Below are 22,643 nucleotides of genomic sequence, written 5' to 3'. Positions count from 1 at the left end.
CAATGCCTACCTCCCTCGGGATCGTGTCGACGATGTACCCAGCAGCGCAACCGGTATGCGGGCAGCGCAGAACCCGGGCGCATCGAAGGACTCTCCCAGCGAATCACACGCTCGGGCCGAGGGCCGGGCAGGAATGATTACCGAATCCTGACGTGCACGCCAGCGTCAGTTATGGGCAGGTCGACGATCAGCCGGCGATCCGGATGAGTTTCTTGTTCACGAACTCGTCGATGCCGAACCGGCCGAGCTCGCGTCCGAACCCTGACCGCTTGACCCCGCCGAAGGGCAGCTCGGCGCCCTCGGCACCGACGGCGTTGACGAACACCATGCCGGCCTCGATTCTGTCGGCGACCCTCTTGGCCTGCTCGGGATCGGTGGTGAAGACGTACGAGCCCAGGCCGAACGGGGTGTCGTTGGCGAGCTCGACCGCCTCGTCTTCGTCGGCGACCTTGTACACGGTGGCTACCGGCCCGAAGAGTTCCTCCTTGGCCGCCGGTGAATCCGGCGACAGGTTCGTCAACACCCCGGGCGGGAAGTGGGCACCTTTGCGGGATCCCTCGGAGACCAGCGTCGCACCCTCGTCGACGGCACGTTTCACCTGGTCGTCGAGTCTCTCGGCGGCCGCCACCGAGGACAGTGGGGCCAGACCGTCAGCCTTGGCGAGGACCTTGTTGGTGAACTTGTCGAGAAACTCGTCGTAGATGCTCTCGGCGACGATGATGCGCTTGGCGGCATTGCAGGCCTGTCCGGTGTTTTCGAAGCGGCCGTCGACGGCGGCGTCGACCGCTGCGTCCAGGTCGTCTGCGGACAGCAGGATGAACGGATCGGAGCCGCCCAGTTCCAGCACCACCTTCTTCAGATTGCGCCCGGCGATCTCGGCGACCGCGGCGCCGGCCCGCTCGGACCCCGTCAACGAGACCCCTTGGACACGGGGATCGGCAATGGCCTCGGCGATCTGCTCGTTGGTGGCGTAGACGTTGACGTAGGCGCCCTCCGGATATCCGGCGTCGAGGAAAATCTGCTGCAGCGCGGCTGCGGACTCCGGGCACTGGGGCGCGTGCTTGAGCACAATTGTGTTGCCCAGCACCAGGTTCGGTCCGGCAAAGCGGGCAACCTGGTAGTAGGGGTAGTTCCACGGCATGATGCCGAGAAGCACGCCGACGGGTCCGCGGCGAATGACGGCGCTGCCCTCACCGTCGAGCAGTTCGATGGGCTCATCGGCGAGGAACTTTTCGGCGTTGTCGGCATAGAACTCGTAGATGGCAGCACTGAACTCGACTTCGCCCTCGGACTGGTCCAGCGGTTTGCCCATCTCGCGCTGGATGATCTTCGCCAGTTCGGTCTTGCGCTCGTTGTGTAGGTCGGCAACCTTGCGGATCAGCTCGGCGCGCTGCGCGACGCTCGTCGATGTGGACCATTCCTTGAAGGTCTTGTGCGCACCCGCCAGCGCTGACTCGATCTGCTCGTCGGTCGCGGTCGGATACTCCTTGACGACCTCACCTGTGGCTGGATCGACCACCGCGTACTGAGTCATTGTGTCGTGCTCCCATCGTGTGCGCTCTTGACGTCCGGCCTCCAGTGTTCCAGCGTCTCGACCCCGACGTCGGCTGTTCACGATCTGCCATGAATTCCGTAGGTGTGCCGGGGCGAGCGAAGCGACGGGGAATTGGGCCGAGGCGAGCGGAGCGACCCCGTCACGCGGCCAGGATGAACGACAGGAAGAAGCCGCCGGCCGTGGCGAACGAATTGAGCGGCCGCCCGTGCTCGAACGCTTCAGGCATCAGCGTGTCGGCCAGCGAGGCCAGTACCGCACCACCGGCGAAGGCGAGTGCCACTGCCAACACGGGTTCGGTGAGTTGACCTGCCGTCATCCGTCCGACGACCACCGCGGCGGCCAACAGCACCGAACACGCGATCCACACCCCCACCACAGCGCGCGGACTCATCCCTGACTTGCGCATCGACATGGCACCCACCAGTGATTCAGGCAGGTTCGAAAAGAAGATCGCCACCAACAGTGACAGCGACGCGCCGCCGACGAGGGAAACACCCAGCGCCAAGTTCTCCGGCACGCCGTCGAGGGTGACCGCTGCGAGCAGGGCCAGACCGACGCCGCGACGCGCGCCGTCTGCGACCACCTCGCGCTGCTCGGGTCCGGAGTGCCCGCTGACGTACTTGTCGAGCAGGCTGTCGGCGATCACGAACGTGGCGGCACCGGCGAGCAGACCGAGTCCGGAATGCAAGGCCCCGGCCAGGTGAAAGGCTTCCTCGAACAGTTCGAACGCCAGGGCGGAGATGAGTGCGCCGCTGGCGAACGCGAGCAGTACGCCGGTGACTTTGGTGGGCATGTCCCAGCGGGCCCCGACGGCAGAGCCGATCACCAGAGCGCTAGAGGCGGCGATCCCGAAGAGCACGGCGGTCAGCATGTGCGGTCCTCCCTGGTCAGCGACATGCACGCGCAGTCAGCATTGACTTCCTTACTGCCCACGGAACCGTCCACCAAACCCGCTGTGCGCGGCCGGCCGTACCCTGTCGAGGTGAATCTCTCGGGGGAAGAGGACCAGGCCCGCTTCGAGGCGCCCGCTTTCCCGTTCCCGGGCCGTCGTCGACGACGCCGCCCGGGTGTCCGCTGGCGTGAGCGGAGCGCCATGGTGCGTCTGGCGCGGCTCTGGCGAACCCGGCACCCGCAGACGTTCCGGGACAAGGTGCGCTACAAGATGCTGCGTGATCATCGCGCCCTGGTGGTCACCTTCGCCGACAAAGTGGCCGTTCGCGACTACGTAGCTGAAGTTGTTGGTGCACAGTATCTTCCGCAGGTATATGCCGTCGTCGACGATCCTGAAGCCCTACTCGACGCCGACTTACCTGAGGGCTATGTGGCCAAGCCGACACACGGTAGCGGCGCGGCGATCGTGGTATCCGACCGCGCGCCGGTGGAGGCGCGCCTGCCCCGGGCGCAGCACAGCTGGGTGTATCGGCATGTCCGCCCCGAGTTCGCCCGCCGCGACGAGCTCGTCGAGATCGCACGGCATTGGCTCTCACAGCTGTACGGACAGGGACCCAATCGGGAATGGGTGTATGGGCAGATGCCGCGGGGTGTCCTCGTGGAGGAATTGCTCGCCGACGCTGACGGCGGCATTCCCGACGACTACAAGTTCTTCGTCTTCCACGGCAAGTGCCATTTCGTACAGGTCGACAGCGGACGCTTCGGTCGGCGCACGCAGGACTTCTTCCGGGTCGACTGGCGCCACCTGCCGCTCAGTGGCGGAATACCGAATGCAGAGTGCCCGCCCCCCGAGCCCGCCCTCCTAAGTGAGATGGTCAGCGTGGCCGAACGACTGGGCGCCGACACGGATTTTGTGCGGGTCGATCTCTACGAACTCGGTGGCCGCGTCGTCTTCGGCGAATTGACCAGCTTCCCCGCCGGCGGCGACAGCCCGTTCGATCCCGAGTGTTTCGACGAGGAGTTCGGACGCCCGTGGACAGTGCCTCGGCGCTACCACTGAGAGCGTTGTGAGCGTGCTCAGGCAGGAGGCGAAAACGTGGTCACGGTGGTCGCGAAGCCGCCTTCGCTCTGCGTTCCTGTGGTGGCCACGTATCCGGTTCCATCGGGTCCGAAGGTCGGCAGATTCGCAATGCCCAGTTGCGAGTATTCGAGATCGGCGACTTTCTGCGCGCCGGTTGACGTGAGTGCGTATACCCCCGCGGCGACCGGCCCCCAATTGGTCAGGTACGCAATGCCGTCGGGGCCGAACGCCAAAACTTCACGCTCGCCGCGGCTGGTGTATTGGACGTGCGGACGATCGAGCCCGCTCGGCGGGATCACGGTGTCACCGGCGGCATTGAAACCCACAATGTCGATGCCGTAATCGCCCGATGTTCCCACCAGCAAATAGCCGACGCCGTCGGGACCGAAAACAACGTCGTCGGCTCCGAAGGGGGCACCGGGAACATTGGGCGTATATGTCTCGGTCGATAGCGCGAGTATCTGCCGCGAAATGTAGTTGCCGGGCGTCAGGTATTCCAGCAGCTCGTAGGCCGCACCGTCGGGCCCGAAGAACACCGTGCCGCCAGTGGCCCCCTGGGGGAGCTCGATTGTGCGCACAACGGTGCCATTCGGGCCGAGCACCGCCACGTACTCGACGTCGTCCACGGTGTAATTCACATAGCCCAGGTCCTCGGCCGACTGCATGCCGCCGCCCCGAATACTCCTGTCGCGCATTACGAGTCGACCGGGAAGAACCACAGTGTCGACACTGCCGTCGGAGTTGACGACCGCCACCGCGGTCTCGTCCGCCGAGGGGTCGGAGATCGGCGCGTAGATGGTGCCGCCGGCGGAGACCTGGAAACCGGCGATGCGACCTTCGATCGCGTCCGAGGTGGCGATCGTACTCGCGGTGATGGCGGAAAGGTAGGTGGTCCCGGTGCCGTCGTCGGTGGAACCGTCGAAGGTGAACGTCTCCAGATGAATACCGTCGGAGGTCACGACGGTCTCGCCGGGCAAGCCGACGATGGATCGCACCGTGCGGGAGTCACCGTCGATGGTGTAGACGCGTGTTGTCTTGCTACCGAACAAACCTCGCACGCCGGCCGTCACATAGACGGCGCCGTCCTGCCCCAGGATGGGGGCGCTCGGATCAGAGCCGAAGGGCAGAAGAGTCGACCGTGTCCACCCGCTCGGGTTGATCGTGCGCAGCGTCGAGAAGCCGAACCTGGAGGACACCAGGTGCACAGTCCCGTCCGACTTCAGCTCCATCTGGGTGTCATACGAGTAGGACCGTACGAAATTGTTTTCCGAAATCCGGACGAAGCGGTATTCAATCGGATCAGCGAAAGGCGAGAACGGGACGATCTCGGTTTTGAAGTACAGGGCGCCGTCGGCGCCTACCGTCACCGGGGTGTCCGTAGCCCCGATCAATGTCGCGAGTCGCGTGACATTGCCTTCGCTGTCCACGGCCGAGACGATGCTGTTGGTGCGGCGATTGGTGCTGGTCACCACGATCAACGTGCCGTCGGGCCGTAACACCGCATCCGCGTAGGCGGTACCCACTCCCTGAATCTCTTCGCTCGTGGCGATGACCTGGCCGTCGCCGTCGAGGATGTTGACCCGAGTGGTCGACCCGCCGTTGGTCACTTGGTACCGCGTGCCGTCGGGCGCGATCACCGGCGACTGGTAGGCAGATCCCGGGATCGGCGGCGACGCCGCCTCAGCGGCCGATTGCGAGATGCTGGACTCGGTCGCTGCGGTGTTTGCTTCAGCGGTGCGCTCATCGAAGGAGCGCCGCGCTGAAGCCAACACCGTCAGCAGCACCGACGACGCCCCCGGCGCTTCTGGCTTGCCGGGGTCCTGCGTCGCCGCCCCCGGCGTGAACAAGGGCTTCACCACGGTTGAATTCGTCGGGGCTTGAGGCTCGAATTCCTCCTCACCCGTGACCGAAGATGTGGATTCGACGGCGTCGACCTCGTCCGAGATGTTCTCAGCAGCAGCGCGTTCGGCCTCGCGCTCTTCCGCGGCTCGCTTGCCCCGGCCGGATGAGTGCGGTGCGGCACCCCTGTCGGTCTCGGCCGTCGATATGCGGGATGCCGCCCCTTCGGTGTCGTCGGATTTCGCCGACCGTGACGGTTTGTCCGGAGTCTTGGTAGTCCCCCGCGAACTGTCCGTGGGCTTATCGGATGCATCTGCCGAAGCTCCGCCATCGGGCTGGGCCCACGCCACAGCCGGTACAGCCACCACAACAGAACCTATACCCAGAGCCACTGCGAGCGCCCCGACCCGGCCCACATGCTTCACCGACACCATGCCGACCCTCCCCGTCAAGTGATCCAGCAAACCTATGACGCGGCCAGCCAGATGGCAATAGGGGATATCCCTTGTCATTGGGGGATGCCGTCGCCTCACGAGCTCCGCCTGATCCTGTCGCTCGCCCGGACACCAACTCAAGCGCAATTTGTGCTCCGCTCAGCATGTTTCTGACGCGCGTGTCGAAATGTCGCCACGTAGTCGTACCCGGAGCGTGCCAGCTCGGCCGCCATCTCAGCACGACGCAACAGCGCCGCGGCCTGCGCCTCGCAGCAACAAGCTACGACCGCAGCGAACGAAGATCGTCCCATCGTTGCACCCCTTGACGCTTGGTTACTCAGGCGCGCAACCTGGCGGTATAGAACAGGACTGGCACCGTTGCACGGGACGGCGATGCGCTCGTGTAACCGTCCGGCGTGCATCAGTACCCTGTCTCAAGTGGTTGGAGGACGTTCCGGTCGCCTGGCGCGATACCTGCAGAGCACCTTGCCCGGCCAGCGCGACCCGGCACCCGATGCCGGACAGCGCCGGCGCAGCGGACAGGACCTGGACGAGCGGCACACTCGCGCGGTACTCGACCTGACGGTCAGGCTCGCGGAGGTCATGCTCTTCTCCGGGTCGGGCACCGCTGATGCCGTCGCCACCGCCAAGGATGTGGCGCAGGCCTACCGGCTCACCGACTGCGTCGTCGACGTCTTCTCCACCACCGTGTTCGTGTCAGCTCTGCCGACCGCCGACAGCCCGCCCGTGACGATCGTGCGCACGGTGCGCATGAGGTCCACGGACTACACCCGTCTCGCTGATCTCGACCGTCTGGTCAAGCGCATCACCTCGGGCGGCGTCACCGTCGACGAAGCGCACCACGCCATGGACGAGCTGACCGAGCGGCCGCATGTGTACCCACGCTGGCTGGCCACCGCCGGGTGGGCAGGCTTCGGATTAGGGATCGCCATGCTGCTGGGCGGCACCTGGCTGACGTGCGTGCTGGCCGCGATGAGCGCCGCGGTCATCGATCGAGTCGGCAGGTTGCTCAACCGAATCGGCACGCCGTTCTTCTTCCAGAACGTGGCCGGTGCGGGGATCGTCACACTGGTGGCGGTGGCGGCGTACTGGTTCGCCGGCCTCAACCCGACCGCACTCGTGGCCACCGGCATCGTGATGCTGTTGACGGGACTGACCTTCGTCGGCGCGATGCAGGACGCCGTGACCGGCTACACCATGACGGCGATGGCCAGGCTCGGCGAGGCACTGTTCCTCACCGCGGGCATCGTCGTCGGCATCGTCGCGGGTCTCGAAGTGGCCGCACTCGCCGGAATCAACATCGACCTGCATGTCGACGCGACGGTGAGCGTGATCATCCCCCGTCAACCGCTGCCCATCGCTCTGGCGGTGGTGGGCGCCGGCTTGGCCGGGCTGTGTCTGACGATTGCGAGCTACTCGCCGCTGCGCCCTGCCGTCATCGGCGGAATCGCCGCAGCCGCGGCTGAGCTCGTGTTGATCGCGCTCGGCCGCGCGGGTGTCGGCCAGGTGCTGGCAACCGGGATCGCCGCAGTGCTCGTCGGATTCCTCGCCACGCTCATCTCCATCCGGCGGCAGGCCCCCGCACTGATCACCGCCACCGCGGCCATCATGCCGATGCTGCCAGGACTGGCCGTGTTCCGTGCCGTCTTCTTCTTGACCGTCGACGAGAACTTCGCCGACGGTCTAGGGCAACTGCTGTCGGCGACGGCGATCGCATTGGCGCTCGGCAGCGGGGTCGTCCTCGGCGAATTCCTCGGCTCGCCCCTGCGCTTTCGCGCCGGACGGGTCGGGGAATTCGTGCGCGCCGACGGGCCGCCCGGGCTGCGGCGCGCCGTCGGACGCGTGGTGCGTCTCGGACCGGCCCGACCCGAGTCCGTCACCCACGAGCCCGCATCAGAAAGTGTGGCCTTGGAGCCGGTCGTGGATGAGGCCGGCGACAGCATCGCCGAAGACGCGGCGGCGCGCGGCGCGATCGGCACGTGACCACGGGGCGCGCCGGGTTACCATCGGCCGCCACCGGGTAGTGCCGAGCCATGACCCCCGTCCAGCGCGGCGACAACGGTTTCGACGTCCTCATCGTCGGTGGCGGTAATGCCGGCATCAGCGCCGCCGCGCGTCTGCTCCGCCGCGGTGTCACCAACGTCGCGGTGGTCGAACCGCAGACCGTGCACACCTATCGGCCCCTGCTCTCATACGTGGGCGCAGGCCAGGCCGAGCAGGTATCGGCGGAACGCACGCAGCGCTCGGTGACCCCTCGCGGCTGTACGTGGCTGCGCGACACCGTCGTCGCGGTCGACCCCGACGAGCATGTCGTGACGTGCGCCTCCGGCGCTACCCATCGCTATCGAGATCTGGTCCTGACACCAGGGCTCGTCATCGACGGGGAGGCGCTGCCAGGCGTGTCCGCCGCGCTGGACGCCGCCGAGGTCACCAGCAACTACGTGGATCGTGCCGAGAAGACCTGGCACCTTGTGCAGACGATGCCGAGCCGCGGCCATGCGGTGTTCACCGTGCCGAGGGCACCGGTCAGTTGCACGGGTACCACGGTCAAGCCGCTGTTCCTCGCGGCCGCGCATTGGGCCCGCGCACGCCGCGAGGTCCGCATCACCCTTGTTGTCGACCGGCCCCATCTCACCGGTGTCGCCGGCATCGACGCGCAGCTTCGGATGCGCCTCGACGAGATCGGGGTCCAGACCTTACTCGGCACCAAGGTGGTCGAGCTTCACCCTCGGCGTCGGGAAATCAGCGTGGTCGACAACGGCGCGGCAGCGTGGCGCGAGGGTTACGACATGCTTCATCTGGTCCCCCCGTTCCGAGGACCCACATGGTTGGCCGAATCACGCTTGGCGAGAACGGCATCGGACGGTCTCATCGACATCGATCCCGAAACCTTTCGGCACCGCAGCTTTACCCACGTGTGGGCGGCGGGGGACGCGGCGGCGGTGGACACGGATCCGTCCGGGGGCGCGCTACGGCGCCAGATCGCTTTGTTGGTCGACAATCTGGTCTCGGCGCGCCGAGGAAGTAGCGCATTCGAACGGTACGACGGGTACACCGTCGCACCGATCGCCACGGATGCCCACAAGCTCATCGCCGGCGAGTTCGATCGCACCGGTCGGCCTGCGTCCTCACTACCGTCGATCATCGACCCGTTCAAACCGCGGCGCACCGCATGGGCTTTCGACCGATATGGCCTCCCGCAGGCCTACTGGAACCTCATCCTGAAGGGCCGCCTTTAGGGGCCGGTCAGCGGCTCGATCCGGTATGAACGTTGGACGCCAGCCACTTGTGAACAAAGTCGCCCTCGTGCGCCGCGACAGACTGCAGTGCCGTCAGAGTCGGATGGCCGGCGACCAGCAGCGCGCTGTCGGTGCCTTCCTCGGGGTCTTCGGACACTTCGACTTCGGTCAGGTGGAGTCCGCCGTCGCGGACTTCTTCGACCCGCATTTGCACCTCCCCGCCACGCGCCAAATTGGCGTGGCGGAGTGGGCGGAGCTCGGCTACTGGACGGTCGGGAACGTTGAGCGACAGGGCTGTCCCCTCGGGAGCCTCGAGGAGCAACTCGAGCACGGGACCCACCAGCTGCGCCGCGCTGTCCCAGTACCGCTCACCGGTCGGGTGCAACGCCACGTCGAGCGACACGGCCAACCCCCTGGTGTCGTTGATCTTCGCGGTGAGCGCTGCGCCGACTGTCCCTGAGTGCAGTACGGCCCGACCCACGTTGCCGCCGTGATTGATTCCCGATAACACAAGATCGGGCCGCGGCTCGAACCATCCGTTGAGCGCGGCAGCCACGATGTGGCCGGGCTGCGCGTACACCGCCCACGCCTCGACGCCGTCCAGCCCCGGCAGCTCGCGGCGTTCGACCACCGTGCGGCCGTCCTTGCGAACTGCGCTCAACGCGGCGCTCGCACCGCTGGCCTGCTCGGCCGGGGCGGCGACGATGACCTCCAGCCCGGCAGACTTCGCGGCCGCCGCCAACGCATGCAGACCGGGCGAATCGATCCCGTCGTCATTGGTGACCAGTGCGCGCAGCATGCGCTCGCCACCCCTTCCGGTGCTTACCGACGTCATTTCCACGGCCTCAGCTCGACCCGCTCGGCAAGTGTCTGCACAGCTCGCGCTCCCCCGGTGCCCAGTCCGTGCCGCACGACATTGAGTGCTCCACATGCCGCCCCGACCTGGAGCGCCCGGCGCAGAGACTCGCCATTGGCCAGCGCGGCGACGATTCCGGCCGTCATCGAGTCACCGGCGCCGGCCGGATCAGCCGGCTCCAGGCTCGGCATCGCGATCTCCACGACGTCACCGCCCCGGGTCCCGCGACCGTCGGGATCCCGGTCGTCGAGAAGCGCGAGGGCGGGAGCGGAACCGGATCGGGACACGATGATGGTGCCCGCGCCCTCCTTGCGCATCGAGCGCATACCGTCGACCAGATCCGCGGCGTCGTCGGATTTCGCCCGTCCGTCATCGAGGAGTTCTTCGTGGCTGACCTTGACGAGGCTCGGCTTGCCCGCCAGCGTCGCTTCGAGCCGCTCCCCTGAGAGATCAGCCGCCACCTGGCATCCGTTGGCGCCCAGATCAGTGGACAGTCGCCGGTAAAGGTCCGCCGACAGCACCCGATCCTCCTGCGGTCCGGAGAGCAGCACGCGGCCGTGCGCGAGGCCCTCGGTCAGTGTGAGCTCGTAGAGCGAATCGACCTCGTGACGATCGAGCGGGTGGCCGGCGGTCTCGGCGATGACGTCGCGGCCACCGGACCGCCGGTCGTGAACGTAGGACCCGTTGCGCGACGTGACGGGAACCGTCTGCACCGCGATGTTCGGTCCTGACAGCATGGGGCCGATGACATCGCCGGTCTCGCCGCCGAGGGCGCAGCACAGCACCACCGGCACGCCTAACGAGGACACCATGCGCGACTGCCAGACGCCCTGCCCCCCGGCGTGCACATGAATGTCGGCTTCGCCGGAAAGATTCTCGATCGTGACGGTGAGCACGGGCAGTGGCGCAAAGATGACCACCGCGTCCCGCCCGTCGCGTGACGCGATGTGCGCGGGCTGCTCGTCACCGTCGTCGGCATTCCTGGGCGGGGGTGACTTCTTCGTCATGGCCCACCTGTACCCACTTCTGGGCACTCGGACCAGAGATAGGGACGCCGCACCGCAGGAATCAGCGTGAGCGGCCGGGGGCTGATTCCTTTCCTCGCATGTACAGAGCCATCACTTGATCACCAGCGACGTCGTCCGCGGGTAAAGAATCGCCGGGCCGAGCCATCGAGCAACGAAACACCGCAGGCTGACCGCGTCGCGCGGATCCGGCCCTGGGTCAGTCAAGATCGATTGCACTGTGCGGAGGGTCATCTCGGCAAGTTCACGCAGTGACGTCTCGTCGAAGCCGTGAAGTGTCCAATCGACGTCGAGGCGGTGGAAGAACGACAGGCAGAACGTGATTGCGGTATCAGAGGTCAGCGATGTGAGGGCTTGGCCCTCCGGCCGAGAGGCGAGTAGGCCCTCCAGCTGCGGGTCGCCGGCAAGTTTGTCGACGCCGAACGCGACGCAGTCAACGATGGCGGTAACCGGATCATTGCCTCCGCCGACATGTTCGAAGACCTGATCAATGAATCCATCGGCAGCCCGCATTGCGCTGGCGATGAGTAGGGCGTCGGCATTGGGAAAGTAGCGGTAGACCGTCTGACGAGTCACTCCGAGCTTGCGGGCAACGTCGGCAAGACGAATCGCCGATCCGTGTTCGGTGACGACCTCGTCCACTGCATTGAGAATGCGGTCGATCGCCTCTTCGTCCGATCGAGGCGCGGAACCCGCCCAGCCGCGGTTACGCATCAGCCGACACCGCTCTCCTGGTGAAGTCAACCGAAAGTGTTGTCGGACCTGTCATTCCGAGCACTGACTTCCACGGGGCGGGGCCGATTCGACGCGGCACAGGAAGACGCCGGGTGAGGACGATGAGCGCTTCAGCCAACTCGCGCCGCGCGAGGTTCGCCCCGAGGCAGTAGTGGGCACCACCACCGAAAGTCAGGATGGCCGGGACGTCGTTGCGGCTGATGTCAAATCGGTCAGCGTCGTGGTAGATCGCCGGATCACGATTGGCGGCAAGTGTATTCACCAAGACAAATGTGCCCGCCGGGAACAGATATCCGCCGAATTCGACGTCCTCGGTGGCAGCGCGCGGCACGATGCACGCCGCCGGTGAGTGGCGCATACTCTCCTCGACCGCCTGCATCGCCAGCTCCGGATGGTCGCGAAGCTTTACCCATTGGTCCGGATGTTCGCAGAGCACCTGCACCGATGCGGCGAGTTGGTTGCGCGTCGTGTCCGTCCCCGCCATCAGGAAGCCGGCCACCAGCATGCGGAGTTCGTCGGAGTTGAGGCGTTCGCCATCGCTCTCGGCGCGAATGAGCTCCGAGAGCAGATCATCGGTTATGTCGTTTCGACGGACGGCGACCATGCCGTCGACGTATGCGTCGAGTTCACCCCACGCCCGCATGATCGCGGACTCATCGAAGGTGACGTCGGCCTGGAAGTTGAGGGCTTTGAAGACTTCTTCGGTCCAGTCGGCGAACAGCTGCCAATCCTCGGGAGGAGCGCCGAGCAGCGCGCACATGATCGGGGTGGGGTATGGACGCGCAATGTCGGTCACGATGTCGCAGCGTCCGCGGTCCACCACGCGGTCAACGAGCTCGTTCACCACCGAGTGGATGGTGTCGTTGAGACGTGCTGTCGAGCGGGGCGTGAACGCTTTGGAAACCAGTTTGCGGAGACGGGTGTGTGGTGCACCTTCCAGCCCCAGGAGACTGTTTGCCAACTTGTCGAACAGCGGACCGGACGTGATGCCTTGCGCAGCCAACGTGATGCCCGGAGGGAGGCGGAATCTGTTGTCACGCAGCATTTCACGGGCAAGGTCGTAGGAGAGGATCTCCGGGCCGAGCGGACCGATCGCGATCGGCACGCGCGATTGCGCCGCCCGGAGGTCGTCGAAGATGTCGTGGGGCGTGGCGGTGAAGCTGTAATCGAACGTCGGCAGGCCGGCGTCGAAGACGCTGGGGGCGGTGCCAGTCACCGTCATTTGCATTCTCGACTTCCGCCGTCGTTCCAGATCAAATAGACATCGGTGTGATTACCGTATGATCGGCGCCGCTAGCCTGTCAACAAGGCTTCACAAATTGCAGGTATTTCCTGCGGACGTCGTTTTCCCATCATACGTTTTTTCCATTAACGTCTATATGCGCGGATGGGTGCCGGCGCATCTTTGCGTAGGTTGGATTGCTCCGCACATAACCCTGGCTCCCGTGGACGGACACCTGCGGAGGTTTGATTGATCAAGGTACGGGTAGCGAACCCTCGGCGCTGCAGTGGTCCGAAGTAACCGACTGAAGTGTCGAAACGCACTGTCAAGAAGGGGCAGTGGCGCGCAATGAATGCATTCGGGAGTGGAGCGCACCATGAAATCCGCACCGCATGCCTCCAGCTCGGTATCTGATGGGCTGGAAGCACTTTCCGCGCTCGCCTTCGAGACGCACGACACTGCAAAAATTTTCGGTCAGGCCGCTGCTGCGGTGCCTCGGCTTGGGCCCTGCCGTATGGAAGCCGCCTATCGGCTCGTCGACAATTGCTGGGATCGCTTACCTCTGAGCCCCGAGCGTCTGCCAGACTTGGACCAGCGGATCGCCGCCTGCTGCGGAACCGGCGCAGTGCACTTACCCGGACGCGAGTGGGGATGGGCGTTCCCGCTGATGTATCGCAATGCTGTCGAGGGTGCGCTTGTCGTCAGCGCCGCCGAGCGCCCGTCGCGCGAGCAAATCCAGATCTTGATGGTGCTGGCCAATCAGACAGCGGCGGCGCTGGCACGTGCTGCACTGCATCGGCGCGACGCCCACTGCACCGAGCAGTTGGCGAACGTTTCCGTCGAGCTCGCCGGTGCGAGGCAGCAGCTGCAAAGCCGCGCCAATGTTCACAAGACCATCGAGGCGGCGCTCGGGAGCGGCAAAGGTGAGCAGGGGATAATCGACGCACTGCACGCTTTGACCTCGCTACCGATAGCTCTCGAGGATCGGTTCGGCAATCTTCGGTGCTGGTCGGGCCCCGGACGGCCGGAGCCATACCCCAGACCGGAACCACAGCATCGCCATCGCCAGCTTGCGGCCCTGGCCGCTCGTCACGGTCCAATGAGAGTGAAAAGCTGCGTCTCGGTGCTCGTTTCGCCACGCGGGGAGAATCTCGGCGTGCTGTCGATCGTCGACCCGCGCAATGAGATCACCGCAGACGACATTTTCGCACTGCATTTCGCTTGTACGCTCCTGGGCTACGAGTTGGCCCATCAGCGAAGCCTCATGGAGTTGGAGCAAAACCTGCGCCGCGAACTACTTGATGACCTGCTCGCCGGGACGGACGATGACGGCGCCATCGCCAGGGCCACTGCCTTCGGACACGACCTTCGTCGTCCACATCACGTAGTTGTCGTGCACAGCAGCGCCGGCTCGGACTCCGTCATGAGTGCCGTCGGACGGGCCGGGGCTGCTCTGCACCTCAACGCGCTTCGCGGACGAAACGGGCAGCTCGTGGTGCTGTTGTCCGAGGGCCGGCCGGATGCTCACGCGCTACACCGCAGTTTGAGCGATCTGTTGAACCCGGCGACGTGTTCCATCGGCGTCGGCTCACGATGTGAGGTGCCATCGGATGTCCCTCAGTCCTTCGGCGAGGCCAGGCGAGCACTCAGTGTGCGGCTGCATTCGGCGGCGCCTGTGGGCGTCTGCGCGTACGACGAACTCGGTTTCTACCGTTTGATCGACGCAGCCCATGAACAAGGCGCTGTCGACGACTTCATTCGGCAGTGGCTCGGCGCACTGCTGGACTACGACGCCAAGAAGAGGTCCGAACTTGTCTTCACGCTCAGTCAACACCTGGAAAGCGGCGGAAACTACGACGACTCCGCGAAAGCGCTGCACATTCACCGCAGCACGTTGCGCTACCGGCTTGCGCGGATCGGTGAGCTCACCGGCTGGGACCTGCGCGATGTCGATGTTCGATTCAACCTCCACGCGGCTACTCGGGCGTGGCGATTCCTCCACTCCGACAGCGTCCGTCTGGCCGGTACATCCTGACAGGACGAACTCTCTACGGGGGCTTGGTGCTGCCGTGCTCACGATTAGTGATCCGCGGATTGCCAGACCGCATGAATCACCGCACCAAGGACATCGGATGACATTCCCCACATGAATCAGGTCCTGAATTGCACAGTTGGTTTCGAGCCCGATTGTCTGGTGGCACATCTGGACGGCGATCTCGACAGCTATTCGGCGGAAAACCTGTTGGCACAGCGGATTGTTGCGTATAGCTGATCCTTCGGCGCCGGTGCGACGACTGCTGCGCGGCACTGGGCTCGGGGACCGGTTCATCGTGCGCGGTGGTCAAGCACCGGCATGTTCAGCTCGACGACATTCGCAACCCGGTTCCCCCGCGACGTATCCGCCACGTTCGTAACCTCCTGCACACGATCAGTTCGGCTGTGCAGTTGACGCGACAACCGTCCCGCGAGGCCGAAATGCCACCAAAAGCCTGGTGCGACTGTGCCGGTGCCGCGCACGCTGATCAACGTAAGGATGGTCGGTGTGAATCAGATTCATGCACGACCCGTAAAACCAGTTCGAACGGTCGCGGTGATCTGCGACCCTGAAGCGGCACCCGCCGAGATTGCGAATCACCTTTGTCGGGTGCTGCCATTGCTGCTCGCAGAAACATGCGGTGGCACAACGACGTTCGACGTGCTTCTACACGCCGAACGACTCCCGATCGGGAAGCAGGGCGATCAGCAGACACTGATTGAGCATGCGGCGGTCGTGAAGCGTCAGCGAGGTTGGCACGCCGCCATATGTGTGACCGATCTGCCGTTGTGTGGCGAGAACAACGAGCCTCTCGTCGCCGACTTGAGCGTTGGCAGCAGCGTCGCAGTCATCTCCCTTCCGGCCTTCGGCGCACCGAGACTGCGACGGCGAGTCACCGAAGTCTCGGTGCAAATCCTCAGGGAGCTCTTTCCGTTCGAGCGAGGAGGCCCAACTTTGGCCAGCCGCGACCTTCGCGGGCCGTTCCGTCTCATCGTGCCCGAGGGCAGCGGCATCGACGCGCAGGTGGTCGCCGATCGCGGACTATGGCGCCAGCTCGTCGGTATGGTTCGGGCGAACAGGCCATGGCGGCTGTGGCGCGGATTGCGGAAGGGTATCGTCGCCGCGTTGGCGTTCAGCACATTTTGGCTCATCAATCCGACCGTGTGGCAACTCGGTACCGACCAGAGCACCTACCGCTTGACCCTCGTCGCGCTGTGTGTGATCACAGCGATGGTGATATGGCTAATCTTCTACCACCATCTATGGTTGCACGGAGACAAGCCTGCCGACCGCCAGCAGGTGTTCCTGTTCAATGCATCGACCGTTCTCACATTCGCGCTCGGCTTGGGCATCGCTTTCATCGTCCTGGCGGTGGTGAACTTTCTGGCTGCTCGGCTGTTGCTTTCCGACAGCGTGGTGGCCAGTCAGTTGGGATCACCTCCCGGCATCGTCGAGTACGTGAAGTTGAGCTGGATGGCAACCGCGGGGGCTACGGTGATCGGCGCATTGGGAACGGGGTTTGAAACCGAGGAAGACGTCCGACAGGCGGTGTACAGCCAGCGCGAGGCGGAGCGCGCCAAGCAATGGCGTGATGACGTGATGGTGTGAGACCGTCCCGGAGGAGTAGGGTTGCGCCCTCGCGCACGTCGGCGGGCCACGCTCGTCCTGCGAGGCGGTTGGGCTAGACCGCCTTTCGGGACGCCAACCGGCTGCGTAGCGGCGTCATGAGGGTCGCGGCGGCCGCGCCGGCCAAAGCGGCCGCTGAAGGCTTTGGAGACCAGCGCAGCGCGGCCACGGCCCATCCGACGGGCTTGTCGAGCGCGGGATCAGAGCCGCTAGCATCTGGCACCGTCTGCAGTTGACTGGTCGGCTGTTCGAAGATGTCGAGCATGGCCGGCACGAATGCCCTGAGGTCCTGCGGCCCGCGACTGGTGACCAGGTTGCGGTCACGCACGACCTCGCGGTCCAGCCACGTGGCACCGGCATTGACAAGATCATCGCGGATGCCGGGCCATGAGGTCAGTGTTCGTCCGATGAGCAATCCTGCCGACGCCAGCACCCAGGGGCCGTGGCACAGCGTCACGATCGGCTTTCCACTGTGGTCGAAGGCGCGGACGAAATCACGTGCGGCCGAGGATTGTCGCAACAGATCCGGGTTGATGAAGCCGCCCGGAAGGAGCAGTCCGTCGTAGTCATCGGGGTTGGCGTCGGAGACGGTCTTGTCCACGCCGACGCGGGTGGCAGGCATGTGGAGATTGACCCCGCGGATCCGGCCCTCCCGCAGCGACACGATGTCGACGTCCGCACCGGCAAGTCGCAACGCCCGCAGCGGAATCACCAACTCGACTTTCTCGAACCCATCGGCGGCCAGCACCGCGATCTTGCGCCCCGAAAGGCGTCGTGAATGTGACATCCATCCTCCTGTCGATTTCGCGCCGCGTGAAGCGTCGCGTGTAATACACGGTGCCAGAGGGCTTCTCATTGCCTTCCGGTTGAGCCCTCACATGCCCTACTTGCGACGCCGGAAGAGCTTTCGCAGCAGGTAGAACCCGAAAACCCAAGGGCCGGCGACCAGAACGGGGTCCATCCACATGTGCTTGATGTCGACGCGCTTGCGACCGAACCGAGACTTCACGCCACCATGGGTGAATTCCCCTTTGACCCCAGACTCGGTGATCGGATTGTCGGGTCGCAAGGTCAGAAGCGAGCGGAAGTGATGCTCGGCCGCGTCGACCCGATCGGCATAGAGCAAAATGAGCCAGTGAGCGGCGCGACCTTCGCTGAACTTCGCGTAGGCAAACTTGCGCAGGACCCCGGACAGCCCGCTGGGTGGCTGCGCAGTGCCGAAGACCGGTGTCAGGAAGCGATGCTCGACCGACCGTTCTCGCGGCCACTTTTCCGGCTGACGCTCCGGGAAATCCCAATGCGCCCCGGTGTCAAGGAACTTCAATTTGGGTGATGAGGGCCGATCCTCTTTGTCCAGATCGGCCCCCCAGCCCGGAATGCGGGCACGGAGGGCTTCACTGTCCGGTACCGGCGGATGGTCGGCGGTGTAGGCGGGCACGCGTGGCGAGGTCTGAGTCATGACAGTTCTCCCTGAGTTCGATCAGTTGTGGTTGACGACGACGACGGGCTTGATGATGTCGTCCAGCTTGGACGAGAAGACGTGATAGCCCTCGGCGATATGCTCAAGCGGAAACCGGTGGGTCACAATTTCATTCGGCTTGATGTATCCATTCTGAATATGCGACCACAGCCGAGGCCACTGCCGCTTCACCGGACATTGGTTGGCGTGGATGGTGAGGCCCTTGTTCATCGCGTCACCGAACTTCACTGCACTGAACATCGGCCCATACGCGCCGACGACCGATATTGTTCCGCCCTTGCGCACCGAGTCGATGGCCCAGTTGAGGGCGATCGGAGAGCCGCCCTGCATCTTCAGCTTCGCCGTGGTGATGTGCTGCATCAGATTGCCGTCGGCTTCGGCACCGACCGCATCGATCGCGACATCAGCACCGAGGAAGTCGGTGGCCTTCTTCATTTCCAGCACGATGTCGCCGTACTCGCCGAAGTTGTAAGTCTCGGCGTGTGCGAAGGCGCGCGCTTTCTCCAACCGATGCTCGAGGTGGTCGATGACGATGACGCGCGCCGCACCCATCAGCCATGAACTCTTCGCGGCGTACAGACCGACCGGTCCCGCACCGAACACCACGACGGTGTCTCCTTCAACGATGTCGCCGAGTTGTGCGCCGAAGTAGCCGGTCGACAATGCGTCGGTGCACAGCAACGCGTCCTCGGCCTCCATCCAGTCCGGAATCACCGACGGACCGACGTCGGCGAAGGGCACACGCACGAACTCGGCCTGGCCTCCGTCATATCCACCGCAGGTGTGGGAGTAGCCGTAGATGCCGCCCACCGCGGTGGCGTTCGGATTCACGTTGTGGCAGTTCGAGTACAGGCCTCTGGAGCAGAAGTAGCATGACCCGCAGTAGACGTTGAACGGCACCATCACCCGATCTCCAGGCTGAAGGTTCTGCACAGACGAACCGACCGTCTCCACCACCCCGATGAACTCGTGCCCGAAGGTGTGCCCGATCCGGGTGTCAGGCATCAACCCGTGGTAGAGGTGCAGATCCGATCCGCAGATCGCTGCCAGCTCCACTCGGACGATCGCATCGTTCGGATGTTCGATGGCCGGGATGTCCTTCTCCTCGATACGGACCTTGTAGGGACCGCGATACGTCATCGCCTTCATTGCGCCTCCTAGCGGATCGATGTTGGGCCGACCCATACCCGGCGCCGTGCTGGAGAAACAAGCTCGCCATGGCGAAGAATTGCGCAGAAATTCGTACTTCGGGCACCAAGACCGCCGCCGGCTACTCCTGCATACTGTGGCCGCACAGGGGAAGCTCCTCGCCGCGCAGGGCATGAGGGAAACGTGCCGGCCCAATTCTGGAAAGGGTCAGCGCAGCCGGACGTCCGCACCACCAGGACGACACCGCGAGCGCAGATCGACAATGCGGCAGAATTCCTCCTGCGCGACGTCACCAACGTGCAACCCAGAGGGGTTGCTCGAGGAGACTAGCGCCGAGTCTGGGTCAAAACTTTGCTGTCGCAGTGCTTTTGCATCACATGAGTGATGCCGTAGCAGACCCTGCGGCTAGGTGTCGCTATTGTCGTCACGGGAATCGTCATCGGTGGAAGCCCTCTCCCCGTCGTCCGCCGCTGCTGTCGGGCCGCCCTTTCGGCTGCCGGCCCTGACGGCGGGGTCGGCATCTTCGTCGTGGTCTGCAGTGAGGTCCGTGGTGGACTCCGCTTCAAGGCTCTCCACCGGGCCTTGCGCTGCCACCTTCTCGTCCTCGCTGATGCTGCTCTTGGTGGTTTTGCGCCCCCTTAACGCGGGGCGGTCTTCGACGTGCGTGTCGTCGTCGGCGGACGACTCTGATGCGGCGGCGACGGTGCTCATCGTGACCGATCCGGCGCGGCCGGCGCCTCGCCGTCCCCACTTCTGCTCGGCAATCGCTGCCACCTCATGGGAAGCCACGGCAGAGGACGGTGTCGGTGGGTCCGCAGGCGCGCTTTCCGGCGCAGGCAGGTAGGACCGGTCGTAGCCTCGCTCGACGATCTTCTTCAGGGGCTCGTTGAGGGCGTCGGCCAAACTCGTGAGCCCCAGCTGCCGCAGAGGCTCGAGCAGCGGAAGGTTCTCGGTAGGCACAAAGACGTAGGTGATGTTGCCCTCTTCCCAGACGATGTTGGCGTCGTCGTACATGTCGACGTTCTCGTAGTCGGTGTGGATCACTGTGAACGCCGCCAAGGAATTGAGCAGGGCAATCAGATTCAAAGGGTTGTCAGGAAAATCAGAGGCCATGTCGTACTGGCGCGTGATGTCGATAACCCGGTACTGCGTTTCGGGCATGACATCGCTGTCCGACCCGCCGTATCGTCGGGTGGGGTTGCCGATCATCACGAACGAAAGCTCGTCCGGCGACGGCGCATCGGCGTCGCCCGCGTGCTTGTTCAGCCATCTCGTGACCGACCGTGCCCCCTCGCTGCAGGAGAACACCACCTTGGTGCCGGGCGTGGCATCGATGGTTGCATCGATGGTCGCGAGTCCACTTGGATCCCAGAGGAATTGATCAACCCGCTGGCAGTTGTTGGGTGCTGAACAGAGGCTTCCCTGAAGTTCGTCCTCCATTGACCCTTCCCACGGAAACACCGTGAGCACAGTGGCCGGACTGGGCACCACGGGCACCACCGCTGCGCTGACATGAGGTGCAGCGACGAGCGGCACCAGAGTTGCGCTCACGGCAAGCCCTAACGCAGTCCGCTTCGCCTGGCCGATGGATCGATGATCGCGCTGCGCATGACTACCCATTGTGTGACCCCCCGTAGAAGTTGAACGCGTCGTCCCCCGACTGACCCTGCAAACTACCGAGCAAATGCGGGCTCTTGTCTCCTCGACACCTGCCGTGTCGTCGAATCAACAGGAGCTTGCCCTGTCGAGGATAACCATGACACGACTGCGAGGGCCGGATGGTGCGTCGACAGTGCGAAGAGTTCATGGCCTGTCCCCCGCCGCGGACCGCCGGGCCAGAATTTCCCTTTGGCAGTAACTTCGGTTGAGCAACTATAGGCGGGAAAGTGCCAAGAACGGAATGGGGGATATCCCTTGCGCAGCCTCCCGAGCGCTCCAGGGGTCTGACCCGGTATCAAGCTGACAGGTGTCGCAACCACTACGGCTTGTATCGTCAGCGCCCGCCGCTGGTGGACGGCACGGCCGGACGGCCGAAGAGGTAGCCCTGGCCGAGCCGCACCCCGAGCTGACGTAGTGCATGCGCTTGTCGAGATCCCTCCACTGCCTCTGCCACTGTCACGGCGTCCAGCTCCTCCGCAAGGCGGACGACGGCCGACACGAGTGCGCGCTTGACGGGGTCGTTGTCCACCCCCGCGGTGAGAGTGCCGTCGATCTTGATGATGTCGGGTCGCACACGAAGCATCTGCGTGAAGCTGGCGAAGCCCGCTCCGGCGTCGTCGATCGCAAGTCGAATACCATTGTCGCGCAGAGGTTTCAAGCTATCGGCGAGGGTTTCCGGAAACGGTTCGTGCTCAGTGATCTCCACGACGAGCGGGCCCGTCTGCCCGAGCAGGATCTCCTGGACGGTGGGGTCCATCGCTGTCAGGGGGCTCAGATTGACTGCGATGAAGCAGTCGGCTGGCATGTCGGCTGCGGCTGCCAGTGCGCGCTCGAGCGCGGCGACCTCCAGCGAAAGGTTGCGGCCGAGCCGACGCGCAATGTCGAACCATTTGCGAGGCGCCAGTCCGTAGTGTTCGGGAAAGCGGCTCAGCGCTTCGAACCCCACAGCTGAGCCGGTGTCGAGATCCACCACGGGTTGAAAAGCGGTACTCAAGTTCGTCGGGGTGGTCATCAAGTCGTCGAGGCGCTGATGCAAGTCATCATTCTCGGCCAACTCCGGCCACAGCACCGCGCCGATGAAGCGGGCGGTTGCGTCACGGCCTGACAAATTGGGGTCACTCAGGAAATCGTCGAGAAGCGAGGACATCTCGGCATGCGCGCCGATGAGGGCTGAGATGAACCGTCCAGACGCCTCCATGGCGGCGACATCTCGGTCGTTGAATGCATAGGCGTCGGCCGCGGTGAGCGACAGCGCGCCGATAGCTTCCCCGCGGTGCAGCAGAGGAATGACGATCAACGACTGGATCCCGAGTTTTCTACCTATCTCCCGGACTTCCTCGATCAACGACACGTCGCTCCAAGCGTCCAGGCTGACTTGCGGTTTCCCGGTTGCTATGGCCCGGCCTTGCAATGTCCCCTCGCGCGGTAGCGACAGTCCGCGCAGCGACTCCACGAGGCCGTGTGCCGATACGACGACGAACTCGTCCTCCGAAGTCAGTACGCTGACGGCCGCCCCACCGGCCTTCGGAGCGAGCAGGCACATCTGTTCAGCGACTCTGAGCATCAGAGTCGCAGGATCCAGCGATGCGTTCATCGCCGCGATCAGACTTTGCACCGTCAAACCTCTTCAGCGAAGGCGGCTCTCCGCGCGACATCAATGCGGTCCTGATTCGCGTCGTCAAGCCGGCTCAACGTCAGTGTCGCACTGACTTCGTTGCCGAGAGACGTTTCCGGCGCGTCGGTATGTCGCGTAATCGGTATCTATGGCGCCGGACACCGGTCTATTCGTTCGTTGA

Annotated in this window: 17 protein-coding genes and 1 pseudogene; 6 read left to right on the top strand and 12 right to left on the bottom strand. The window is 64.6% G+C overall.

All coding sequences use genetic code 11. The annotated features are described in order from the left end of the window. Positions 1-187: 187 nt before the first annotated feature. Both AWC12_RS00195 and AWC12_RS00190 read right to left on the bottom strand, forming a co-directional pair. Positions 188-1,534, bottom strand: a complete 1,347-nt coding sequence (locus tag AWC12_RS00195; RefSeq protein ID WP_085171556.1) for an NAD-dependent succinate-semialdehyde dehydrogenase — start codon at positions 1,532-1,534, stop codon at positions 188-190. Between the two features lie 160 nt (positions 1,535-1,694). After that, entirely contained in the window at positions 1,695-2,426 is a 732-nt protein-coding gene (locus AWC12_RS00190; RefSeq protein WP_085171554.1) for a ZIP family metal transporter, read from the bottom strand. A gap of 111 nt (positions 2,427-2,537) precedes the next feature. Between AWC12_RS00190 and AWC12_RS00185 the strand changes: the two genes are divergently transcribed. Next, positions 2,538-3,506, top strand: a complete 969-nt coding sequence (locus AWC12_RS00185) for an ATP-grasp fold amidoligase family protein (RefSeq protein ID WP_234813777.1) — start codon at positions 2,538-2,540, stop codon at positions 3,504-3,506. Positions 3,507-3,523: 17 nt separating this feature from the next. Here the strand turns inward: AWC12_RS00185 and AWC12_RS00180 are convergent, their stop codons facing one another. Next, positions 3,524-5,731 (bottom strand): hypothetical protein, encoded by a 2,208-nt coding sequence (locus tag AWC12_RS00180; protein ID WP_133057291.1) that lies wholly within the window; start codon positions 5,729-5,731, stop codon positions 3,524-3,526. Between the two features lie 462 nt (positions 5,732-6,193). On the opposite strand from AWC12_RS00180, the gene AWC12_RS00175 reads away from it, so the two are divergent. After that, a complete protein-coding gene (locus tag AWC12_RS00175) occupies positions 6,194-7,804 on the top strand; it encodes a threonine/serine exporter family protein (RefSeq protein ID WP_085171549.1) in 1,611 nt (536 codons plus the stop codon). A 50-nt stretch (positions 7,805-7,854) separates the two neighbouring features. Continuing rightward, positions 7,855-9,060, top strand: coding sequence for an FAD-dependent oxidoreductase (locus tag AWC12_RS00170; protein ID WP_085171547.1), 1,206 nt, complete (start codon positions 7,855-7,857; stop codon positions 9,058-9,060). A gap of 7 nt (positions 9,061-9,067) precedes the next feature. Here AWC12_RS00170 and surE read toward each other — a convergent pair whose 3' ends face one another. The 4 genes from surE to AWC12_RS00150 all read right to left on the bottom strand — a co-directional run bounded on the left by surE (position 9,068) and on the right by AWC12_RS00150 (position 12,898). Beyond that, positions 9,068-9,859 (bottom strand): 5'/3'-nucleotidase SurE, encoded by a 792-nt coding sequence (gene surE / locus AWC12_RS00165; protein WP_085171545.1) that lies wholly within the window; start codon positions 9,857-9,859, stop codon positions 9,068-9,070. 32 nt (positions 9,860-9,891) lie between these two features. Then, the gene (locus tag AWC12_RS00160; protein WP_085171543.1) at positions 9,892-10,923 is read right to left on the bottom strand and encodes a 1-phosphofructokinase family hexose kinase; all 1,032 of its coding nucleotides are present in this window, start codon (positions 10,921-10,923) and stop codon (positions 9,892-9,894) included. A 111-nt stretch (positions 10,924-11,034) separates the two neighbouring features. Beyond that, entirely contained in the window at positions 11,035-11,655 is a 621-nt protein-coding gene (locus tag AWC12_RS00155; RefSeq protein WP_085171541.1) for a TetR/AcrR family transcriptional regulator, read from the bottom strand. Beyond that, the gene (locus AWC12_RS00150) at positions 11,648-12,898 is read right to left on the bottom strand and encodes a cytochrome P450 (protein WP_085171539.1); all 1,251 of its coding nucleotides are present in this window, start codon (positions 12,896-12,898) and stop codon (positions 11,648-11,650) included. Before AWC12_RS00150 ends, AWC12_RS00155 begins: the two co-directional genes overlap by 8 nt. Positions 12,899-13,274: 376 nt before the next feature. Here AWC12_RS00150 and AWC12_RS00145 point away from each other — a divergent pair, with 376 nt between their 5' ends. The 3 genes from AWC12_RS00145 (at position 13,275) to AWC12_RS00140 (ending at position 16,541) form a co-directional block, all read left to right on the top strand. Next, positions 13,275-14,933, top strand: coding sequence for a PucR family transcriptional regulator (locus tag AWC12_RS00145; RefSeq protein WP_165762744.1), 1,659 nt, complete (start codon positions 13,275-13,277; stop codon positions 14,931-14,933). A gap of 111 nt (positions 14,934-15,044) precedes the next feature. Continuing rightward, entirely contained in the window at positions 15,045-15,170 is a 126-nt protein-coding gene (locus AWC12_RS31815) for a hypothetical protein (RefSeq protein ID WP_272937868.1), read from the top strand. Positions 15,171-15,404: 234 nt separating this feature from the next. Next, on the top strand, positions 15,405-16,541 hold the full coding sequence (locus AWC12_RS00140; RefSeq protein WP_133057290.1) for a hypothetical protein: 1,137 nt from the start codon (positions 15,405-15,407) through the stop codon (positions 16,539-16,541). Positions 16,542-16,794: 253 nt separating this feature from the next. Here AWC12_RS00140 and AWC12_RS00135 read toward each other — a convergent pair. The 5 genes and pseudogenes from AWC12_RS00135 to AWC12_RS00115 all read right to left on the bottom strand — a co-directional run. Beyond that, a pseudogene (locus AWC12_RS00135) lies at positions 16,795-17,346 on the bottom strand (type 1 glutamine amidotransferase domain-containing protein); the annotation flags it as partial. Positions 17,347-17,442: 96 nt separating this feature from the next. After that, a complete protein-coding gene (locus AWC12_RS00130; RefSeq protein WP_085171531.1) occupies positions 17,443-18,018 on the bottom strand; it encodes a hypothetical protein in 576 nt (191 codons plus the stop codon). A 21-nt stretch (positions 18,019-18,039) separates the two neighbouring features. Beyond that, a complete protein-coding gene (locus tag AWC12_RS00125) occupies positions 18,040-19,188 on the bottom strand; it encodes a zinc-dependent alcohol dehydrogenase (protein ID WP_085171529.1) in 1,149 nt (382 codons plus the stop codon). A gap of 405 nt (positions 19,189-19,593) precedes the next feature. Continuing rightward, positions 19,594-20,739, bottom strand: a complete 1,146-nt coding sequence (locus tag AWC12_RS00120) for a PE-PPE domain-containing protein (protein ID WP_165762743.1) — start codon at positions 20,737-20,739, stop codon at positions 19,594-19,596. A 442-nt stretch (positions 20,740-21,181) separates the two neighbouring features. Beyond that, a complete protein-coding gene (locus tag AWC12_RS00115; protein ID WP_133057289.1) occupies positions 21,182-22,462 on the bottom strand; it encodes an EAL domain-containing protein in 1,281 nt (426 codons plus the stop codon). Between the last annotated feature and the right edge of the window lie 181 nt (positions 22,463-22,643).

The organism is Mycolicibacterium iranicum, from assembly GCF_002101705.1.
GTDB classification, from domain to species: domain Bacteria; phylum Actinomycetota; class Actinomycetes; order Mycobacteriales; family Mycobacteriaceae; genus Mycobacterium; species Mycobacterium iranicum.
This window is presented reverse-complemented; position numbering and strand designations above follow the sequence as displayed.

Bases quoted from the DNA above. Each gene is read 5' to 3' on its own strand.
- AWC12_RS00160 (WP_085171543.1), bottom strand. From the start codon at position 10,923: ATGACGAAGAAGTCACCCCCGCCCAGGAATGCCGACGACGGTGACGAG.
- AWC12_RS00150 (WP_085171539.1), bottom strand. From the start codon at position 12,898: ATGACGGTGACTGGCACCGCCCCCAGCGTCTTCGACGCCGGCCTGCCG.
- AWC12_RS00145 (WP_165762744.1), top strand. From the start codon at position 13,275: ATGAAATCCGCACCGCATGCCTCCAGCTCGGTATCTGATGGGCTGGAA.
- AWC12_RS00190 (WP_085171554.1), bottom strand. From the start codon at position 2,426: ATGCTGACCGCCGTGCTCTTCGGGATCGCCGCCTCTAGCGCTCTGGTG.
- AWC12_RS31815 (WP_272937868.1), top strand. From the start codon at position 15,045: ATGAATCAGGTCCTGAATTGCACAGTTGGTTTCGAGCCCGATTGTCTG.
- AWC12_RS00195 (WP_085171556.1), bottom strand. From the start codon at position 1,534: ATGACTCAGTACGCGGTGGTCGATCCAGCCACAGGTGAGGTCGTCAAG.
- AWC12_RS00175 (WP_085171549.1), top strand. From the start codon at position 6,194: ATGCGCTCGTGTAACCGTCCGGCGTGCATCAGTACCCTGTCTCAAGTG.
- AWC12_RS00130 (WP_085171531.1), bottom strand. From the start codon at position 18,018: ATGACTCAGACCTCGCCACGCGTGCCCGCCTACACCGCCGACCATCCG.
- AWC12_RS00125 (WP_085171529.1), bottom strand. From the start codon at position 19,188: ATGAAGGCGATGACGTATCGCGGTCCCTACAAGGTCCGTATCGAGGAG.
- AWC12_RS00170 (WP_085171547.1), top strand. From the start codon at position 7,855: ATGACCCCCGTCCAGCGCGGCGACAACGGTTTCGACGTCCTCATCGTC.
- AWC12_RS00155 (WP_085171541.1), bottom strand. From the start codon at position 11,655: ATGCGTAACCGCGGCTGGGCGGGTTCCGCGCCTCGATCGGACGAAGAG.
- surE (WP_085171545.1), bottom strand. From the start codon at position 9,859: ATGCTGCGCGCACTGGTCACCAATGACGACGGGATCGATTCGCCCGGT.